The organism is Paludisphaera mucosa (assembly GCF_029589435.1).
Classification (GTDB): domain Bacteria; phylum Planctomycetota; class Planctomycetia; order Isosphaerales; family Isosphaeraceae; genus Paludisphaera; species Paludisphaera mucosa.
Window position 1 is genome coordinate 2,821,592 of sequence record NZ_JARRAG010000002.1, and the last position, 19,314, is coordinate 2,840,905.

General features: G+C 70.4%; 12 protein-coding genes and 1 tRNA gene. 6 read left to right on the forward strand and 7 right to left on the reverse strand.

Annotation, left to right across the window (positions count from 1 at the left end):
- Positions 1–39: 39 nt before the first annotated feature.
- The 3 genes from PZE19_RS20445 to PZE19_RS20455 form a co-directional block, all read right to left on the reverse strand.
- Positions 40–112, reverse strand: a tRNA-Val gene (locus tag PZE19_RS20445).
- A 63-nt stretch (positions 113–175) separates the two neighbouring features.
- A complete protein-coding gene (locus tag PZE19_RS20450; RefSeq protein ID WP_277862451.1) occupies positions 176–1,330 on the reverse strand; it encodes an SIR2 family protein in 1,155 nt (384 codons plus the stop codon).
- Positions 1,327–2,169, reverse strand: a complete 843-nt coding sequence (locus PZE19_RS20455) for a hypothetical protein (RefSeq protein ID WP_277862452.1) — start codon at positions 2,167–2,169, stop codon at positions 1,327–1,329. The genes PZE19_RS20450 and PZE19_RS20455 overlap by 4 nt, the downstream gene beginning before the upstream one ends.
- Before the next feature lie 251 nt (positions 2,170–2,420).
- Between PZE19_RS20455 and PZE19_RS20460 the strand changes: the two genes are divergently transcribed.
- Positions 2,421–3,515 carry a glycoside hydrolase family 99-like domain-containing protein gene (locus PZE19_RS20460; RefSeq protein WP_277862453.1) on the forward strand — a complete coding sequence of 365 codons (1,095 nt, stop codon included), beginning with the start codon at positions 2,421–2,423 and terminating at the stop codon, positions 3,513–3,515.
- A gap of 148 nt (positions 3,516–3,663) precedes the next feature.
- Positions 3,664–3,936, forward strand: coding sequence for a hypothetical protein (locus PZE19_RS20465; RefSeq protein WP_277862454.1), 273 nt, complete (start codon positions 3,664–3,666; stop codon positions 3,934–3,936).
- Between the two features lie 30 nt (positions 3,937–3,966).
- On the opposite strand, the gene PZE19_RS20470 is transcribed toward PZE19_RS20465, so the two are convergent.
- Together PZE19_RS20470 and PZE19_RS20475 are read right to left on the reverse strand one after the other, a co-directional pair.
- Positions 3,967–7,074 carry an ATP-binding protein gene (locus PZE19_RS20470; RefSeq protein WP_277862455.1) on the reverse strand — a complete coding sequence of 1,036 codons (3,108 nt, stop codon included), beginning with the start codon at positions 7,072–7,074 and terminating at the stop codon, positions 3,967–3,969.
- Between the two features lie 349 nt (positions 7,075–7,423).
- Positions 7,424–8,323 carry a spermidine synthase gene (locus tag PZE19_RS20475; protein WP_277862456.1) on the reverse strand — a complete coding sequence of 300 codons (900 nt, stop codon included), beginning with the start codon at positions 8,321–8,323 and terminating at the stop codon, positions 7,424–7,426.
- 249 nt (positions 8,324–8,572) lie between these two features.
- Between PZE19_RS20475 and PZE19_RS20480 the strand changes: the two genes are divergently transcribed.
- Both PZE19_RS20480 and PZE19_RS20485 read left to right on the forward strand, forming a co-directional pair.
- Positions 8,573–9,082, forward strand: a complete 510-nt coding sequence (locus PZE19_RS20480; RefSeq protein WP_277862457.1) for a hypothetical protein — start codon at positions 8,573–8,575, stop codon at positions 9,080–9,082.
- 126 nt (positions 9,083–9,208) lie between these two features.
- Positions 9,209–10,375 carry a pyroglutamyl-peptidase I family protein gene (locus PZE19_RS20485; protein WP_277862458.1) on the forward strand — a complete coding sequence of 389 codons (1,167 nt, stop codon included), beginning with the start codon at positions 9,209–9,211 and terminating at the stop codon, positions 10,373–10,375.
- Positions 10,376–10,396: 21 nt separating this feature from the next.
- Here the strand turns inward: PZE19_RS20485 and PZE19_RS20490 are convergent, their stop codons facing one another.
- Together PZE19_RS20490 and PZE19_RS20495 are read right to left on the reverse strand one after the other, a co-directional pair.
- A complete protein-coding gene (locus tag PZE19_RS20490) occupies positions 10,397–11,536 on the reverse strand; it encodes a cellulase family glycosylhydrolase (protein WP_277862459.1) in 1,140 nt (379 codons plus the stop codon).
- 22 nt (positions 11,537–11,558) lie between these two features.
- The gene (locus PZE19_RS20495; protein WP_277862460.1) at positions 11,559–15,116 is read right to left on the reverse strand and encodes an FAD-dependent oxidoreductase; all 3,558 of its coding nucleotides are present in this window, start codon (positions 15,114–15,116) and stop codon (positions 11,559–11,561) included.
- Positions 15,117–15,383: 267 nt separating this feature from the next.
- Between PZE19_RS20495 and PZE19_RS20500 the strand changes: the two genes are divergently transcribed.
- The gene (locus tag PZE19_RS20500) at positions 15,384–16,760 is read left to right on the forward strand and encodes a DUF1501 domain-containing protein (RefSeq protein ID WP_277862461.1); all 1,377 of its coding nucleotides are present in this window, start codon (positions 15,384–15,386) and stop codon (positions 16,758–16,760) included.
- Between the two features lie 41 nt (positions 16,761–16,801).
- Positions 16,802–19,306, forward strand: coding sequence for a DUF1549 domain-containing protein (locus PZE19_RS20505; RefSeq protein ID WP_277862462.1), 2,505 nt, complete (start codon positions 16,802–16,804; stop codon positions 19,304–19,306).
- Positions 19,307–19,314 lie beyond the last annotated feature (8 nt).

A 19,314-nucleotide genomic window follows, 5' to 3' on the forward strand; every position in this document is an offset into this window, starting at 1 on the left:
CGGCGGGACCCTCCTACGGAGCCCCGGCCGGGTATCGAATGGGCGATGAGGGATTCGAACCCCCGACCTCCTACGTGTAAGGCAGGCACTCTAACCGCTGAGTTAATCGCCCTTCGGCGGCCATTCTAGCCGATGGATCGGCCGGCGCGAGCGCGGGTCGGGAAATCCGCCGGGCTCAGGGCGCGGGGGCGTCGCCGAGGGATCGGGGCGGCATGGCGGGCGCCGGCTCGGATTCGGGCTTCGGGGAGGAGTCGGCGGGGATGGGGGCCGGCTCGGGGAGGCCGGGGAGGATGCGGCGGGCCTCGACCACGCGCCAGGAGGTGTCGATCCCTTCGAGGCGGAAGCGGACCAGGGAGAGTCGCAGGGGGGTCGGGGGGTCGCCCGGCGAGCCCAGGGCGTCGACGACCTTGGCGTCGACCTCGGCGCGATCGTAGACGAACGGGCCGTCGGCCTTCAGGGAGAAGAACGGCCGCTTCAGGAGCGCGTCCCAGGTCTTGGGATTCTCGCCGACGGCCAGGGCCAGCGTGCGGGGCTCGGCGGGGAGCGGGGGCTTGGCGTCGTCGACGAGCATCTTGTAGGTCGGCAGGATCTTCTTGGGCGCGAGCACGCCCTCGGAGAGCTTCTGGAAGACCTGGCCCAGGCCCTCGGCGGCGTCGAAGACGTCGTCGGGGTCGCCGCTGGCCATCTTGTCGTAGAGGCCGGACTTCTCGGCGTCCGCCTTGGCCGCGTGGAGCGCGTCGAGGGTCTCGGCCGCCGGCCCCAGCGGGTTGCGGGGCGTGAACCGGCCGATCGCCGGGTCGTACGCGAACTCGCCCTCGATCCGCTTGTGCAAGGCCGCGATGGGCGCGAAGGAGCCCTTCAGGGAGCTGTTGCGGGCCTTGTCGCGGGCCGGCTCGAAGTAGCTGCGGATGCCGGGCGGATCCTCCACGACCGACAGCTTCTTCTCGGCCTCGGCGTCGTGGTCCACCAACGCCTGGAGGTAGGCCCCCGCCACCCGCTCGACCGGGTCGACCGGCCGCTTCCGGAACCTCGGCCAGAGGACCAAAAACGCCGCGACGCCCGCGAGCAGGACCAGCATCAGGCCGATCGCGACGAGCTTCCGGCGCGACGACTTCCGCTCCTTCGCCTCGGCGGACGGCCGGTAGACCGAGGTCGCCTCGTCGGCCGCGGGCTCGACGCGCCTCGCGGTCGGCAGGGTCGGGGCCTCGACCTTCGCGGCGGGGGGCTTGCGCCGCGCGCCGCACTTGGGGCAGGCGACGACGTCGCCGTCGTGGTCGTCGGGGACGAGGAAGGCGGTCTGGCACTGGGTGCAGCGGACGCGGACGCTCATCGGCGGTCCTTCTCCCCGGAGGGGGTTCGTCGTGGGGTCCCGGCATCCTGTTCGGCCTCGGGCTCGCAACGGCCGCAGACGTCGCGACCGCCGGCGACGGCCCGCCCGCAGACGCGGCAAAGCCCCGCGCGGCGGCGGATCGCGGGGAGGGCCGTGCGGAGGGCGGCGGCCTCGGGCTCGTCGCCCAGGCTGTCGATCGCGCGGGCGACCCAGCGGGCCACCTCCCAGTCGACGTCCCTGGCCCGCAATCGGGCCTCGACGAGCCCCTTGATCCAGCTCGCCAGTTCGCGGTCGAGCGATTGCAGGGCCTCGCCGCGGAGGTGCTGCGTCAGCTCGTCGCGGAGGTCGAGCGCGCGGTCGACGTCCTCGTCCGCCTTCGCCGCGGCCCATTCCTTCATAAGTTCGTCCGCCCGGCCGGTCTTGAGCCGTCGCGGCTCCGTCGCCGCAGGCGGCGCGGTCGGCCCCTCCCGCCCCGCCTCGGCGTCGAACCGGGCGACGACCCGGCCGAGGGCGGGGATGACGTGCATCTCCATCAGGTCGACCGTCCGCCAGGAGGCTTCGGCCTGGTCCGCGAGCACGTCCAGCAGGCCGGCGACGACTCGCAGGGCCGTCCCCAGCACCCACCCCGCCAGCCCGAAGCCGACCACGGTCGTCAGCGCGATCAGGCCCGCGATGCGCCGCTCCGCCCAGGTGAACTGTGCGTCCGAGAGCAGCGCCTGCGCCTGGGTCAGGAAGTAGGCCGCCCCCAGCGACGCCACCCCGAGCTGCACCACCGGGGCCAGCCTGGCCAGGGCCCGGCCGCCGCTGCGGACCGACGTGTAGCGATGGGCCGAAGTCATGATCGGGAAGGGCCTCGACGACGCAGACGCGCGACTCCTCGGCCGAGGGGGTCCGCCCTCGACCGCTGCATTATAGGGGATGCGGCCGCGGTCCGGGGGATGCGATCCGATTCGGTCGGACTTTGGGGGCGGCGAGCCGGGCCGGCGCCGGAGGCTTGTCCGCGGTCGCGGGGCGCGTTATCCCGGAAGGCGTTCGGGGGCCGGCCGACGTCGAGGTCGGGGCCGTTCGCGAAATCCGAGGAGGCTCGCCCATGCGATCGCTCGCGAAGCTCATGTTCATCGCGCTGCTGGCCCAGGCGTCGTGGCAGGCGTCGGCCGCGCCGCCGGCGGAGGCGCGGGCGAAGGTGGGCGCCTACTACTTCGACGGCTGGACCGGGAAGACGTTCCACATCACCGAGCGGCTGACGACCGAGTTCGCCGACCGCGAGCCGATCTGGGGCTGGCGCGACGACTCCGTCGCGGTCATGGAGGAGCAGATCGGCTACGCGGCCGACGCCGGCGTCGCCTTCTTCAGCTTCTGCTGGTACTGGCCGGAGGGGCCCGACAAGGCCTGCCCCATGAACCAGGCGCTCGACTTCTACCACCAGGCGAAGAACCGCGAGCGGCTGGAATTCTGCCTGCTGGTCGCGAATCACGGCGGCTACCGGATCGGCCCCAAGGCGTGGGACGAGGTCTCGGCCGTCTGGGTCGGCGAGTTCCAGAAGCCTGGCCACCTCAAGCTCGGCGGCGAGCCGCTCCTGATCTTCTTCTCCCCGCGCGAGCTGATCCAGGAGTTCGGCTCCCCCGAGGCCGTGGCCTCAGCCTTCGAGAAGCTTCGCGCGCGGGCCCGGGCCGCCGGCCTGTCGGGCGTGAAGATCGCCGGCTGCGCCACCCCGGGGCCGGAGTACGGCTGGGACGACCTGGAGAAGTTGGCGGCCTGCGGCTTCGACCTCTTCACCGGCTACAACTACCCCGGCGCGGGCCGCAAGGGGCCCGAGCTGGAGCGGCCCTTCGCCGAGCTGACCGAGGGGAGCGAGGGCGTCTGGGACGGCTTCGCCCGCAAGAGTCCCCGGCCCTACGTCCCGGTCGTCACCGCGGGTTGGGACATGCGGCCCTGGGAGAAGCCCGGCGACGCCAAGCCGCCGTCGCTCTACTACGTTGACCGCACGCCGGCCGCCGTGGCCGACGCCGTCGACCGCGGAATCCGCTGGCTCGACCGCCATCCCGACCGCACCCTCCCCGAGCGGCTCCTGCTCGTCTACGCCTGGAACGAGAACGGCGAGGGCGGCTACCTGACGCCGACCAAGTCGGGTGGGACGGCCTTCCTCGACGCCTTCCGGAAGGTCGTCGCGAGGCCCAGGCCATAGACCGCGACGCCCGAAGGGACGGATCCCGCGGACCTCGCCGGTTCTGCGGCCGGCAATCTTTCCCAAGGTCGGAAATCCGTCGCGACCCGCCGTCTTTGCCCAGATCCGCGTGTTAGATTTCGAGCGACACCATCTGGGAGCGGCAGCCATGAATGCGACGATGACAGGACGGGCGGACGCGGGCGTTCCGGCGGAGCTGACCGCCCTTCGCGAGAGGATACGGGCCCTCCCCTCCGAGGCGAGGGCCGAGCTGGAGCCGCTCATGGACGACGTCCTGGAGCAGGCGATGTTCCGTTCGCGCGTGCTGACGATCGCGCGGGACGCCCTGGAACGCTACCGCCTCGACCTGGCGGCGATGCGGTTCGACCTGGAGGCGACCCGTCGCGAGCGCGAATCCCTCCGGGGGCGGCGGGGGGAGTGATGCGACCCGGCCCGAGGCTGCGCTTCGTCTTCAGGACGAGCCGGCGGACGGGTCGGCGATGATCTGGACGAGCGCGTCGGGCTCGACCGGCTTGACGAGGTGATGGTCGAACCCGGCCTCTCCGGAACGGGCGCGGTCGTTCAACCGGCCCCAGCCGGTGACGGCGATCAAGACCACGTCGCGACCCCAGGGCTCGCCGCGGATGGCGCGGGCCAGTTCGTAGCCGTTCATGCCGGGCAGGCCGATGTCGAGGACGGCGAAGTCGGGGCGGAGTCGGCACGCCAGGACGAAGGCCTGCTCGCCGTCGTGCGCCAAGTGCACCTCACAGCCCTGGAGAGTCAGCAGCCGGCCCAGCGATTCGGCGATGTCCTCGCTGTCGTCGACGACCAGGACGCGGGCCTGCGAGGGGGCGGCTTCGCGGGTCGGGGCCGACTCCTCGCGCGTCGGCGAGGATCCGCCGTCGGAGAGGGGGAGCCGCACGACGAACTCGCTTCCCAGGCCCGGGCCTTCGCTGCAAGCCTCGACCGTCCCCTTGTGCAGCTCGACGACCCCCTTGACCAGCGCCAGCCCGATCCCCAGGCCCCCCTGAGGCCGTTCGAGGATCGGGGCGAACTGGGCGAACATCTCGAAGACGTGGGGGATCTGCTCGGGGCGGATCCCGATCCCGTGATCCTTCACCCGGATCTCGACCTCGCGACCGCGACGGGCGACGCCGAGGTCGATCCTCGTCTCCCGAGGGGAGAACTTGGAGGCGTTGTCGAGCAGGTTGGCCAGGACCTGGGCGAGCCGGGTCGGGTCGGCGTCGAGCGCGACGGGGTCGGCGGGGAGGTCGACGTGCAGCACCTGTCCCTTGCCGTCGATCGTGGGGCGGCTGATCTCGACGGCCGCGGCGACGGCGGCGGCCACCTGGATCCGCTCCGGGCGGAGATCCAGCTTCTCGCGGGTGATCCGCGAGACGTCGAGCAGGTCGTCCACCAGCCTCGACAGGTGGCCGACCTGGCGATCGATGACGTCGCGGGCCCACTCCGCGTCGGCGTCGCCCCCGCCCTTCATCTGGAGGATCTGCACCGAGTTGCGGATCGGGGCCATCGGGTTGCGCAGCTCGTGGGCCAGGGTCGCCAGGAAGTCGTCCTTGCGGCGGTCGGCCTCGCGGAGCCGGTCGTAAAGCCGGCCGTTTTCCACGGCGATCGCCGCGCGGCCGGCGAGTTCCAGGGCCAGTTGCAGGTCGGCGTCGTCGAAGTGGCGGCCCGAATGCGTCGTCGCGAACGAGAGCGCCCCCAGGACCCCCTCGCGGCCCACCATGGGGACGCACAGATACGACCGGGGGCCGAAAGATCGGAGCGCCTCCAGGTGTTCTTCGTTGCGGGCGCCGGATCGAAGGTTGTCCTCGGTGACCTCGGCGATCAGGGCCGGCCGGCGGGTCTGGACGACCTCGAACAGCCCGTGCGGCATGTCGGCGCGAAGGCGATAGCGGTGCGAGATGGTGTCCATCACGTCGATAGGCTCGCCCTCGCCGTACGCCACGGCGACCCGGCGCAGCTCGCCGCCCTCCTCCAGCACGTCGACGGCGCTCCAGTCGGCGAAGTAGGGAACGGCCAGGCGGGCGATCTCGCGGAGCGTCGACTCGGCGTCGACCACCGCCGCGAGCTTGGCCCCGGCGTCGGCCAGGAACCGCGCCGCCTGCTCGGAACGCTTGCGGTCGTCGATGTCCGTCGCGGTGCCGAACCGATAAAGCAGGCCGCCGGAGGCGTCGCGGAGCCACATCGATCGGCCCAGGAACCAGCGGTACGAGCCGTCTCGCCCGCGGATGCGGTATTCCAGCTCCAGCGGCTCGCCGGTCTCCTTCGACTTCGAGCGCTCGGCGAGGATGGCGGCGACGTCTTCGGGGTGGACGACGCCGATCGGGCCGCCGTCGACCTTGGCATCGGCCTCGGTCGCGCCGGTGTAGTCGAACCAGCGACGGTTGAGGTAGACGATGGAATCGTCGAGCCGGGTCATGAAAACGATCTGGGGGATGGCCTCGGCGAGCTGCCGGAACCAGCGCTCGCTCTCGGTCACGGCGGCCTCGGCCGCCCGCCGGGTGGTGACGTCGTGGAAGGCGGCGACCGCGGCAACCATCCGCCCCCGGTCGTCGAGCGCCGGGCCCGAGTTCACGCAGATCCGCCGCTTCTCGCCGTCGCAGAAGACCAGGTCGATCTCCTCGTCGACGACCGTCTCGCCCCGGGCCAGGGTCCGCATCAGCGGCCACTCTTCGACCTCGTATCGCGAGCCGTCGGGACGGAGGCCGACCAGCTCGTCCGACTCGACCTGACGCTCGATCCGCAGCCCGGGCTGCAGGCCGCCGCGGATGATCTGCTCGGCCTCGTCGTTGCTCAGGAGCACCCGCGAAGTCCCGGCCTCGGCCACCACGATACCCGAGGGGACCTGGCGGAGGATGGCCATCAGGAACGCGTTCTTCTCGCGGAGTTCGACCAGCAACTCCTCAAGCCGCCGCGACTGGTCCTCGGCCGTCTCGCGCAGCTCCACCTGCTGGCGCAGCAGCCGCTCCTCTTCCGCCTGAGAGGCCCGGCGCTGCTCGCCGGCCTCCTGCTCGAGCCGCGCGTGCCGTTCCTGGGCCGCGAGACGGGCGCATTCCGAGGCCGTCAACGACGACCTCATCCGTCCTCCGAAGTAGGCGACGCCGCCCCCCGCCAGCGCGTACAGGCCCAACCCCAGGATCGGGGAAGCCACGCCGCGCACGGCCCCGCCGGGAGCGGGCGGTACCCAGGAGAAAGCCGCCAACGTCACCCCGAGTGTGACCAAGGCCGGCCCGAAGCCCCCCCACCACGATGCGGCGACCAGCGCCGGGAACGCCGTCAGGAGGAGGAAGTCGTCACCGAGGAGCGGCTTCGAGATCAATCGCAGGAGGATCGCCGCCGCCCCCAGGGACGCGCCGACCGCATAGCCCTTCCATGGGGACTCGCCCGACCCGGGGCCCAGCCCCTCGGGCGGCGGCCGATGCGGGCCATCGGTCTCCGGGGCGTCGGACCTCGAACGTCGGAACCGCCAGACGCGGCGGGACTTCGGCGGAACCTCCTCGGGAGGTCGCTCGACGCTGGCGAAGAAAATCCGTCGACGCCGCGGCGCGAAGGCTTCCATCGATGGCCATACCCCAATTGATCCATCGAGTCGGCGGCCCGGGAACCGTCGCGACCCGGCCGTGCGAGTCCGGCCACTTCGCCGACGCAGCGCTTCCTCTTTTCCGTCCATCCGCAAGATCGGCCCAGATCCGGCCGACGGAAAGTCGGCCGAGGAATATGCAAGAAGCACGCCGAGAATGCGGGCCGCGGCCGATTCCTGCTGTTTGAGGAGCATAACAGCCGGTCTGCAAGGGCGGAAGACCCTCGACCGCGATGCCGATCGATGGGTGCGTCGGCATCTGCGCACGCCGCTTCGCGGCCCGGCGCTCGGCGATTCCTCGATGGGGGGAACCGGGACAGGAACCCGCTCAACGGCGTCGGAGGCGGCCTGCCATCGTACGGAAGGAGAACGGGGCCTCGAAGCGCTTATCCAGCCGGGTGGCCTCGGCGCTGATGGCGATGGGGGTCATCGCCTCCTTGGCCGTGGAGGCGACCACCACGAAGCCGTCGTACCCCTGGAGCCGGAAGACGTAGGTGTGGGGGAAGGCGTCGCGGATGGTCTGGATGTCCTGCTGGACGGACAGGTGGGGGTTGAGGTTGAAGACGACGACGCCGTCGGGGTTGAGCCGCTGCTTGACCTGCTCGTAGAAGGTCAGGGTCTTCAGGTGCAGCGGCACGCCCGTCATGTCGGTCCCGCCCGAGGGGCGGAGGAAGGCGTCCATGTAGATGACGTCGTACTTGGCGTCGGACTCGCGGAGGTAGGCCAGGCCGTCGGTCACCTTGACGTCGACGTTGCCGCCCGTCTTCACGCCGAAGTAGCGGTCGGCGATGCTGACGATCAGGGGGTCGATCTCGACGACGTCCACCTTGACCGCAGGGTCGTGGATCTTGAGGAAGTGGACCATCGACCCGCCGCCGAGACCCACGATGAGCACCTTCTTGGGCTGCGGCCGGAAGACGTAGCTGAGGAACATGAAGCGGGTGTATTCGACCCGCAGGTCGTCGGGCCGCTCGACGTCGACCTTGCTCTCGACGACGTGCTCGCCGTTGTCGCGGACGAACCAGAGCGTGCGCGTGGACCCGTCGCGCGTGACCTTGACGTGGGAGTAGTTCGACACCTCGTCGAGCTCGAGCTGGCCGGGGACCTGGAGGAGCGCGCCCCGGACCGACCCGGGAGGCGCGAGCGAGGCGACCGCGATGGCCAGGACCAGGGCCGATGCGACCGTCGCCCACGGCGGGGCCTTGCGTAAGAACCGGACCAGCGGCATGCGAAACTCCTCGCCCTCGGCGTTCCATCCATCGGACGGCCCGTCCCGCCGGGCCCGGCGACCCCTGATCGTATGAGAGACCGCGAGGCGCGGTCAAGGCGGGACGGCCGCGACGTCGGCGCGCCGGGCCGCCGGCTTTTTCTCTGGACAGACGTCAGAGGTCGCGCCCAGAATTCGGGAGTCGCCTTTCACTCGCGGGTCGTTCGGCCTCGATTTCGGTCCGTTCCTCCATCTCCAAGGAGTCGCGTCATGGGAAACATGCGGGATGGTCGGTCGTGGTTCGCGCGCGGGCTCGCCGCCGCCGCGGCGCTCGTCGTCGGCACGGTCGCGATGGCCGTCGACGACGGCGGCAAGAAGGCCGAGGCGCCCACCTGCGCCTGCTGCGCCGCGAAGGCCGGCGGGTTGTCGGGGATCTGGACGGGAGAGTACAAGTATTCGGAAGGCTCGGGGCAGCGGCCCGTCGCCTTCACCGCCTTCCTCTTCCAGCAAGGCGACCGGATCAAGGCCGAGATCAAGGAAGCCAACACCTTCGGCGACGACCGATCCCCCTGGCTCCACGCGACGGTCGAGGGCCGCTACGACGAGGCGGAGCGGGCGCTCAACTTCACCAAGACTTACGACGGCACGGCCGGCGTCAGCCACGAAGTCGTCTACAAGGGCGTGGTCGACTCGGAAGGTTCGCGGGTCGTCGAGGGGACCTGGGACGTCAGCGGCACCCAGGGGACGTTCACGATGAGGCGCAAGGCCTCGTCGGATTGATCGCGGGCCGCCGGGGGTCGGCCGGTGCGGGTTGCGTCGGGCCCGACGCTCTGCTCCAATGACTCCCGGCCGGCCGCGGCCCGGACGTCGGGCCCGGCCGGAATTCGACCTGCCGGGAGCCCGACCTTGAGCCTTTCCTTCCTCCTCCGCGCGTGGCCGGCGGTCGCATTCCTGGCCGTCGTCTGGTCCTTCGGGGGCCGGCCGGCCGTCGCGGCCGACCTGCCGACGATCCTGCTGACCGGCTTCGAGCCGTTCGGCAAGGAGAAGCCGCCGAACCCCTCGTGGGAGGGGATCAAGGCGCTCGACGGCCGCGAGTGGAACGGCTTCCGGCTCGTCGCCCGCCAGCTCCCCGTCGTCTGGGACGAGCCATTGAAGCGGGTCGAGGCCCTCGTCGCCGAGCTGCACCCCGCGGCCGTCTTCGCGTTCGGCCAGGGGCGCAAGGACGCCTTCACGGTCGAGGGCCTGGCGCGTCGGGATCGCTGGCCCTTCCCGGACGAGTCGGGCGCGAAGCCCAGGGCGCCGGCCATCGCCGACGGCCCGCTCGCGTTCCTCGCCACGTCCGACGTCGAGCGGCTCGTCAAGACGCTCGCCGCCAAGGGCCAGCCTGTCCGGCTCTCCGACGACGCCGGCCGCTATCTCTGCGAGGAGTTGCTCTACAGCCTCGAATACCTCAAAAAGGCGGGCAAGATCCGCGGGCCCGTCCTCTTCTGCCACGTCCCGCCGCTGGGCGTCAAGTTGAAGGATGAGGTCGTGGACGCCGCGCGCGTCGAGAAATTCGTCCTGGACGTCCTCGACGCCTGGCGCGAGATCGACGGCGACGCATCCCGGCCGAAGCCCGAGGCGGCCGTCCGATCCGACGCCGTCGTCCGGCCCGTCGCCTTCCGCATCCAGGCCCCGGCGGCCGATGCGACGGCCCGCGAGAAGGAGGCCCGAGCCTTCGTCGAGCGCTACTTCAAGGTCTGGTCGGACCGCGACATGGACGGCTACGACGACTGCTTCATGACCGACGCCTCGATCCAGCACATCGACGGCCAGGGCCAGCTTTTCACCATCCCCCGTCCCCGTTTCGTCGCCAGCCAGCGCGACGCCCACCGACGCTCGCCGAGTCGCATGATCGAGGTCCCCGAGTCGATCGAGATCCGCTTCGAGCAGGAACTCGCCCGCGCGGTGGTCTACTGGAAGTTGACCGCCGGGGACCGAGTCCAGAAAGGCTATGACCACTTCACCCTGCGGCGGGACCGCGGCCGATGGCGGATCGTCAACCTGCTTTTCTACTCCACCGACGAGGAGTGACCGAGGCCGGCGGCCTTTCCGTCAGGGGACCACGACTTCCAGACGCGAATCGGCCGGGGCGAGGGCGCGTAACCGCTTGAGCCATGCGGCGGTGACGGCGTGCGGCAGGTCGGCGGCCTGCTCGCATTCGGGGATGGTCCGGCCCCAGTAGAAGCTGATCCAGCCGTCGACGTGGGCCCTGGAGCGATCGAGGAAGGTCTCGGTCTCCTCCAGGCTGGCGCCCAGGGGGAAGATCTCCTCGATGACCAGCGGCTTGCCGACCTCGTAGACCTTGAGCGCCTCGAGCGTCTCGTCGAGCTTGCCGGCCTTGGGATAAAAATGGACGGCCACGAAGTCGAGCGGCTTGCCGACCTCGGGGTCCTGGAAAAGCGGCTTCGCCCCCTTGAACACCTGCGCCCAGGGGATCTCGCCCACGGTGATCGGGCGTCGATCGTCCACTTCCTTGATGGCGGACGACAGCCGCTTGACCCAGGCCCCGGCAATTTGTTCGTTCGTCCGGCCCTTGACGTCGATCGTCAGGCGCTGGACGAAGTGCATGTCGCCCAGCGGCTCGCCGGGGAGCCAGTCCTTCTCGTCCTCGCCGCCCGACGCGATGGGCTCGTTCATCAGGTCGTAGCAGAAGACGGCCGGGCTGTCCTTGCAGACCCCGGCGACCGCCTTCCAGAAGACGGCCTGCGCGTCCCAGCGGGCGGCCTCGTCCAGCGCGTCGTACCAGACCGGGACGTCCTTCTCGTGGTAGCAGCCCAGGCCGGTGACGTCGAGGTACAGCCGGGTCGACTCCGCAAGCCTGATCAGGTCGCCCAGCCGCTTGAGGCTCCCCTCGTCGGCCGCGTCGGCGGATTTCAGGAACCTGCCCGTCTGCAGGTGGATCCGGACGACGTTCGCGCCCAGGTCCTTGATCTCGCGGAAATCCTCGACGACCTTGGCCCATTCGTCGGCCCAGTAGTCTTCGAGCAGTCGCCCGGCGTCGTCGTGGTCGTAGTTCACGCCCCACAGGACGAACCGACGATTCGAACCGTCGAGGACGAAATGCTTGCGGTCCTCGCTTACCCGGATCCGCGCCAACGGCGATTTTTCGGGACCCTCTCCTCGCGTCTGCGCCGTCGTTGCGAGGCAGGTCGCGGCGAGGATCGCCAGGGCGGCGAGGCGTCGGTCGGGCATCAAGCGAGTCCTCCAGGTCGGATCACCGCTGGGTCGTCAGCGTCGCAGCCGGCGCCGGCGGCGCGGGCCTGGCGGCCGAGAGTCGCGAGCGGTGTCCCAGCGTGTGCAGACATTCGTCGATCCAGAGCTTCGTCAGCTTCTCCTGGACGCTGTTCTGGGAGAGGCGGCTGCGCAGGGCGTCGAACCTCACGTGGTCGAGCGGCTGGTCCTGGTTGAAGCACGAGAAGACGACCGTCTCGACGCCGGTCGCCGGGTCCTGGTGCGTCTGGAGGCACTGGGCGCAGATCTCCTTCATCATGCACTGCATCGGCGAGTTGATGCTGCCGATGGCGTGGTGCCCGGGCTTCAAAAACGGCCTCAGGACGCCGTGCCGCGCCTGCTGGACGCCGCGCATCATCGCGTCCGAGCCGATGACGACGAGACGGTCGGCCTGATCCAGGGGGATCTCGACATCGCCCAGGTCGCCCCGGGCGTACGCGGCCATCGCCTCCACGATGTTGCCCACGAACGAACGGTCCTGGACCCGCGCGGGGGTGAACCCGGGGGCCTCGTCCGAGCACCAGGTGACGATGTCGGCGGCCTTCTCGATCTCCTCGACCTTGTAGCGGTCGATGAGCTTCTTGTAGCCGGCGAAGTAGATCACCCGCGACCCCGCGGCCCGCAGCGCCTGGCCGATCGAGAAGAGCACCGCGTTGCCGAGGCCGCCGCCGACGAGCAGGACCGTCTCCCGGCCCGGCGTCTCGGTGGGCGCGCCCGTTGGGCCCATCAGGCAGATCGGCTCGCCCGGCTTCAGCAACGCGCACAGGTCGGACGAGCCGCCCATCTCCAGGACGATCGTCGAGAGCAGGCCGCGATCGTGGTCGACCGACGCCCCGGTCAGCGCCAGGGCCTCCATCGCCAGGATCGTCCCCCCCGTCCGCGCGGCCAGGGTCTCGAAGTTCTGGAGGCGGTAGAACTGGCCCGGCCGGAACGCCCGTGCGGCGATCGGCGCCCGCACGACGATCTCGACGATGTTGGGCGTGAGCCGGACGACCTCGTGCACGACGGTCCGCAGCTCGTCGTTGAGCCGATCCACCAGCGCCTCGGGCGTGGGGGCCGTCGGCTCGACGCGGGCGAGCATGCGCGAGACGACCGGGTAGCCCTGCTTGGCGCTCCCCATGGCCTTGACGACGTTGCCGGCGAAAGACGGGTGCAGGTCGCCGAAGAAGCTCATCGCCCGGCCGTCGGGCCGGATCGACATGAGGACCCGGACCGTCCCCGGCTTGGAGATCGGCTCTGGCTTGGCGGGCTGGCCGTCCTCGTCGAGGGCCCGGAAATAGCGGCCGTCGACCTGGACGTTGTGCGCGTCCTCGCGGGCCAGGACCGTGTTGGGCTGGGTGCCCGCGGCGACCAGGATCGTCCGGGCCGGGAGCACCACGTCGTCGCCCTCGGCCGTCGGCCGTCCCGTCGCCTCGTCGAGCCGCAGCTTCCGTAGCCGCAGCGCGCGGGCGGTGCCCGTGGCGTCGAGTTCGACCTCTTCGGGAACGAGCAGCTCCGCGAACCGGATGCCTTCCTCGAACGCCTTCGTGATCTCCTCGTGGTTGAGCGTATAGCTCGGCGCATCGACGAGTCGACGGCGGTAGGCGACGGTCACGCCTCCCCAGGCGTTGAGCAGGTCGATCAGCCGCGGGGCCCGCCCCTCCGCCGACGCCGCCCGTCGTTCGGCCCGGATCGCCCGCCCATGTTCCAGGAACTCGGCGGCCACCTCCGCCTCGTCGCCGATCCACCGCGAACGGACGTGGTCCTCGCCGTGGGCCCGCGTCAGGTCCTCGTACCGGTGCAGGAACTTCTCGACCTGGACGACGTAATAGGCGAGCGATTCCGTCGCCGTGTCGATGGCGGTCAGGCCGCCGCCGATCACCACGATCGGCATCCTTATCTGGAGGTTGGCCAGCGACTCCGACTTGGCCGCGCCGGTGAGTTGGAGCGCCATGAGGAAGTCGGACGCCTGCCGCACCCCGCGGGCCAGGCCGTTCTTCATCGGGATGACCGTCGGCCGCCCCGCCCCCATGCAGAGCGCGATGTGGTCGAACCCCATGTCGAACGCGTCGTCGACTGTCAGCGTCCCGCCGAATCGGACTCCGCCGAACATCGCGAACTCGGCCCGGCGTTCGAGGAGCAATCGGATGATCTTCAGGAAGTTCTTGTTCCAGCGGACGGTGATCCCGTACTCGGCCACCCCGCCGAACCCGGCCATCACGCGGCGGTCGAGCAGCTCGTAGATCGTCGTCACATCGACGATCGGCTCGAACGGGACGCGGCGGCCGTACGGATCCACGCCCGAGACCGCCTCGGGAAGGGGCTCGATCTTAAGGCCGTCGACGGCGACCACGGCATGACCGTCGTTCATCAGGTGGTGGGCCAGGGTGAACCCCGCCGGGCCGAGGCCGACGATCAGGACCTTGCGGCCGGTCGCCTCGCGGGGATAGGGCCGGCCGAAGTTCAGCGGGTTCCACCGGGTCAACAGGCTGTAGATCTCGAACCCCCAGGGCAGCTCCAGCACGTCCTTGAGCGTCCGGGTCTCGACCTGCGGGATGTCGACGGGTTCCTGCTTCTGATAGATGCACGACTTCATGCAGTCGTTGCAGATGCGATGACCCGTCGCCGCGGCCATCGGGTTGTCGACCGTCACGATCGCGAGCGCCCCGATCGGGTTGCCCTGGCCCTTGACCTGGTTCATCTCGGAGATCTTCTCCCCGACCGGGCAGCCGGCGAGGGGGACGCCGAAGACGCTCCGCTTGAACTCGCCGTTCTTCTCGCGGAGCCCCGTCGAGCAGCTGTCCTTGCCCTGGTTGTGGCACTTGATGCAGTAGCCGGCCTGGTCGAGCGCCCCCGCGAGGTCGGTCCCCGCGTCGGTGAGGTGGAAGCCGTCGCGATGGCGGACGTGCCCCCCCTCGGCCACGAACTGGACGAGGCCGGCCTCGCTTCGCTCGTCGTGCGGGACGAGGCGGTTCACGTCGATCTTCTGGGGGAGCTTGAAGACGACGCCTTCGCGGTGCCGGGCCCGGCCCTCGTGGGTCAGCACGGCCCATGTCGCGTATTCGGCGGCCAGCTTCAGCTCGGCCTCGTGGTCGGCCTCGGATTCCAGCCACTGCGAGACGTGCGTCGCGTAGCTCATCTCGGTCAGCGGGCCGAGCGTGAAGGCTTCCAGCTCGGCCGTCACCGTCCCGACGTCGACCTCGCGAGCCTGCTCGGGCGTCCGGCCGACGAGCTTGCGCTGGACGAACTTCCGCTTCACGGCGCGGAGCGGCGCCAGCGCGTCGTGCCGGGCCTGCAACGCCTGGAGTTCGGCCTCGATCCCTAACAGCCGGCCGACGAAGTCTTCGAGATACGGGGCCAGCTCGATCATCAGCTCCGAGGCCGACTTCGGTTCCAGCGACTCGGGGTCGCGACGCGCCGCCTCCAGGCCCTCGTGGAGCCCCGGCGCCCGCGATTGCAGGTCGGCCAGGAATGCGGCGTCGAGCCGGAGCAACCCCTCGCGACGATAGAGATCTTCGAACGAAAGGCCGAAATGGAGGGGGCTGCGGGAGCCTGCGTGCATCGCGATGGATTTCTGTCTTCAGAGGAGCGATCGGCGGACCCACGACAGGACCGCCCGACGCCCCATTATATCGATCGTCGAGGAATTCCAAATCACCAGTGATCGGCGCGACACGTCTGACGAAGGTTCACTGGCTTCTAGGATCCGCGAGGCCTCCTGCGATATCCTCGATGCGTTGAGGACCTCTCGGGCGAGGGCGATACCCCGGGAGGTTCGGCGCCTCGCGTCCGTCCGCGAGGGTCGGGGTCGTCGAGCAGGAGTCAGGGCATGCTCAAGTTCACCGGCGCTGGACGGACCTCGAACTGCGACGGGACGACCCGTCGCGACTTCCTGCACGTCGGGACGCTGGGGGCGCTCGGCTTCGGGCTCCCTCAGTGGTTCGCGGCGCAGGCGGCCGGGGCGGTGAAGCCGGGCGCCTCCGACCGCTCGTGCATCATGATCTTCAACCTCGGCGCACCGAGCAACATGGACCTCTGGGACATGAAGCCCGACGCCCCGGCGGAGATCCGGGGGCCGTTCAAGCCGATCGCCACCAAATCGCCGGCGATCCAGTTCTCGGAGATCCTGCCCCGGCACGCCCAGATCGCCGACAAGATCTCGCTGGTGCGGTCGGTTCACCACGGCGGCGCGGCGGTGCACGACGCCGGCTGGCAGATGATGCAGACCGGCCGGCTGTTCGCGGGGGGCGTCAACACGCCCCACATCGGGTCGGTCGTCAGCTACATCGAAGGCCGGAAGACGGACCTGCCCCCCTTCGTGGTCCTCCCCGAGCTGATGGGACGGGGCGGCGGCAATCTGCCGAACGGCCAGGCGGGCGGGTTCCTCGGCAAGGCGCACGACCCCTTCGCCCTCAACGCCGACCCCTCGAAGCCCGACTTCCGCGTCCCCGACCTGCTCCCCCCCAAGGAGATCGGCAGCCTCCGGCTCGACCGCCGCCGCAAGATCCGCGACCTCGTGGACGACGCGGTGACCACCTTCGAGGCGTCCGAGAACGCCGCCCTGCTCGACGACAACTTCCAATCGGCCTTCCGCCTGATGACGAGCGCCAAGGCCCGCGAGGCGTTCGACCTGAGCAAGGAATCGACCGAGACCCGCGAACGGTACGGGATGACCCGGTTCGGCCAGTCGTGCCTGCTGGCGCGGCGGCTGATCGAGAGCGGCGTGCGGTTCGTCACCGTCAACGCGTTCCTCACGGTCTTCGACGAGATCACCTGGGACATCCACGGCTCGAAGCCGTTCACCTCGATCGAGGGCATGCGCGACATCGTCTGCCCGATGTACGACCAGTCGTACTCCGCGCTCGTCGAGGACCTGGACCGCCGGGGGCTGCTCGACTCGACGCTCGTCTGCAACCTCGCCGAATTCGGCCGGACGCCCCGCGTGAACCCGGCGGGAGGCCGCGACCACTGGCCGCTCTGCTTCACGGTCGGGTTCGCGGGCGGCGGCGTCCAGGGGGGCCGGGTGGTCGGGGCCAGCGACCCGATCGGGGCCGTGCCCGCGGACCGTCCCGTCGGGCCGGGTGACGTCGCCGCGACGATCTTCCACAGCCTGGGCCTTGACCTCGAAACCACGCTCCCCGGGCCCGCCGGCCGGCCCTTCCCGCTCGTCGATTTCGGCTGCCGCGAGATCCGCGAGCTGTTCTGACCGACCCGCCCGACCGCCCACCAGCCGAGGTGATCCGGATCATGACCCGACCCCCGCTCGCCCTCGCCCGGTCCCTCGTCGCCCTGGCCGCGACCCTGTTCGCCGCGCGGGCGGAGGAGCCGATCGCCGTGCTCCCCGCCGAGGTCTCGCTCAGCACGCCCGAGAGCCGCCAGCGCCTGATCGTCCAGGAGACCGAGCGCGGCGAGTTCGGCCGCCAGGTCGTCGACGGGATCGAATGGTCCTCGAGCGCCCCCGGGATCGCCGCCGTGGCCGCCGGCCTGGTGACGCCCGTGGCCGACGGCCGGGCCACGATCACGGCGAAGGTCGGCGACCGGACGGCGACCGTCGCGGTCACGGTGGCGGGCCTGGGCCGGTCCTTCGACTGGAGCTTCCGGAGCCACGTCGAGCCGATCCTTGCGAAGCAGGGCTGCAACTCGGGCGCCTGCCACGGCGCGCTGGCGGGCAAGGGAGGCTTCCGGCTCTCGCTCCAGGGTTACGACCCCGACGCCGACTTCTTCAACATCGTCAAGCAGGACCGCGGCCGCCGCGTCGAGTTCGGCGACCCGGGCCGCAGCCTGCTGCTGGCGAAGCCGTCGGGGGCGATCGCGCACAAGGGGGGCGTGCGGTTCGCGACCGACTCGCCCGAGTACCGGATCCTCTCCCAGTGGATCGCCGCCGGCGCGCCCCGGCCCGCCGCCGCCGACGCCCGCGTCGACAGCCTGGAGGTCGCCCCCGAGCGCTCGCTCCAGCGCGTCGGCCAGGGCCAGCAGATCCTCGTCCGCGCCCGCTACACCGACGGCCGTTCCGAGGACGTCACCCGCTGGGTCAAGTGGTCCTCGGCCGACGAGTCGGTCTGCCGGGTCGACGAGAACGGCAAGGCCCAGGTCGTCGGGCCCGGCGAAGGCTCCGTCGTGGCCTGGTTCGCCAGCCGGCTGGCGATCGCGAGGGTGACGGTCCCTTACGGCGATCCCGCTGCGGCGCCCGCCACGGTCGTCGACGGCCGCAAGCCGCGGAACTTCATCGACGAGCAGATCGACAAGCAGCTCGCGCGGCTCAACCTGCCGGCCTCGCCGGGCTGCGACGACTCCGAGTTCCTCCGCCGGGCCACGGTCGACGCCATCGGCCGGATACCGAGCGTCGACGAGGCCCGCGCCTTCCTCGCCGACCCGTCCGAGGCGCGGCGCGACGCCCTCATCGATCGGCTGCTCGCGACCCCCGATTTCGTCGATTACTGGACTTACAAGTGGTCCGACCTGCTGATGCTCAACGGCACGCGGCTCCGCCCGCAGGCGCTCAGGGCCTACTACCAGTGGGTGCGCAAGCAGGTCGCCGACGGCGTCCCCTGGGACCGGTTCGTCCGCGAGATCGTCACGGCCACGGGCGAGAGCGTCGAGAACGGGGCCACCAACTTCTACGCCCTCAGCCAGTCGCCCGAGGACATGACGGAGAACGTCAGCCAGGCCTTCCTCGGCCTCTCGATCGGCTGCGCCAAGTGCCACAACCACCCTCTCGAGAAATGGACCAACGACCAGTATTACGGCATGGCGAGCCTGTTCTCGCGGGTGCGGGCCAAAGGCTGGGGCGGCGAGGGCCGGCAGGGCGACGGCCTGCGGACCCTCTACGTCGCCGAGTCGGGCGAGCTGGTCCAGCCCCGGACCGGCAAGCCCCAGCCCCCCACGCCGCTCGACGGCGCTTCGCTGAGCTTCGACGACCCGGCCGATCGTCGCGCCAGCCTGGCGAAATGGCTGACCGCCCCCGAGAACCCGTACTTCGCCCGGTCGATCGCCAACCGGATCTGGGCGAACTTCATGGGCGTCGGGCTCGTCGAGAAGGTCGACGACATGAGGGCCTCGAACCCGGCCAGCAACGAGGCGTTGATGTCGGCCGCGGCCGCGTTCGTGATCGAGAAGAAGTTCGACCTCAAGGCGCTCATGAAGGTCGTCCTCCAGTCGAACGCCTATCAGAGATCGAGCCGGCCGCTCCCCGGCAACAATGCCGACCATCGCTTCTACTCGCGATATTACCCCCGGCGGATGATGGCCGAGGTCCTGCACGACGCCATCGTCCAGGTGACCGAGGTGCCGACGCTGTTCGACTTCATCGGCTTCCCCGGCAACGACCGCGAGAAGACCGACTTCTACCCGCTGGGCACGCGGGCGATCCAGCTCTACGACGCCGCCGTGGAGAACTACTTTTTGCAGGCGTTCGGCCGCAACGCGCGGCGGATCGTCTGCGAGTGCGAGCGGTCCGACGAGCCGACGATGGTGCAGGTGCTTCACCTCTCCAACGGGTCGACCCTGAACGAGAAGCTGCGAGCCCCGGGGAATCGGCTCCACAAGCTGCTGAAGTTGCGCCGCGCGGGGATGTCCGCGGCGGCGATCGTCGACGAGCTGTACCTCGCCTGCCTCTCCCGCTACCCCACGGCGGCCGAGCGCGACCACCTGCTCGCCCTGCTGCCGCCGCCGGGCGACGCGTCCGAGGAGGAGGTCGTCGAGGATGTGTTCTGGGGGCTGATGAGCAGCCGGGAATTCCTGTTCAACCATTGAGAGACGCG

Bases quoted from the DNA above. Each gene is read 5' to 3' on its own strand.
- PZE19_RS20450 (WP_277862451.1), bottom strand. From the start codon at position 1,330: ATGAGCGTCCGCGTCCGCTGCACCCAGTGCCAGACCGCCTTCCTCGTC.
- PZE19_RS20455 (WP_277862452.1), bottom strand. From the start codon at position 2,169: ATGACTTCGGCCCATCGCTACACGTCGGTCCGCAGCGGCGGCCGGGCC.
- PZE19_RS20460 (WP_277862453.1), top strand. From the start codon at position 2,421: ATGCGATCGCTCGCGAAGCTCATGTTCATCGCGCTGCTGGCCCAGGCG.
- PZE19_RS20465 (WP_277862454.1), top strand. From the start codon at position 3,664: ATGAATGCGACGATGACAGGACGGGCGGACGCGGGCGTTCCGGCGGAG.
- PZE19_RS20470 (WP_277862455.1), bottom strand. From the start codon at position 7,074: ATGGAAGCCTTCGCGCCGCGGCGTCGACGGATTTTCTTCGCCAGCGTC.
- PZE19_RS20475 (WP_277862456.1), bottom strand. From the start codon at position 8,323: ATGCCGCTGGTCCGGTTCTTACGCAAGGCCCCGCCGTGGGCGACGGTC.
- PZE19_RS20480 (WP_277862457.1), top strand. From the start codon at position 8,573: ATGGGAAACATGCGGGATGGTCGGTCGTGGTTCGCGCGCGGGCTCGCC.
- PZE19_RS20490 (WP_277862459.1), bottom strand. From the start codon at position 11,536: ATGCCCGACCGACGCCTCGCCGCCCTGGCGATCCTCGCCGCGACCTGC.
- PZE19_RS20495 (WP_277862460.1), bottom strand. From the start codon at position 15,116: ATGCACGCAGGCTCCCGCAGCCCCCTCCATTTCGGCCTTTCGTTCGAA.
- PZE19_RS20500 (WP_277862461.1), top strand. From the start codon at position 15,384: ATGCTCAAGTTCACCGGCGCTGGACGGACCTCGAACTGCGACGGGACG.
- PZE19_RS20505 (WP_277862462.1), top strand. From the start codon at position 16,802: ATGACCCGACCCCCGCTCGCCCTCGCCCGGTCCCTCGTCGCCCTGGCC.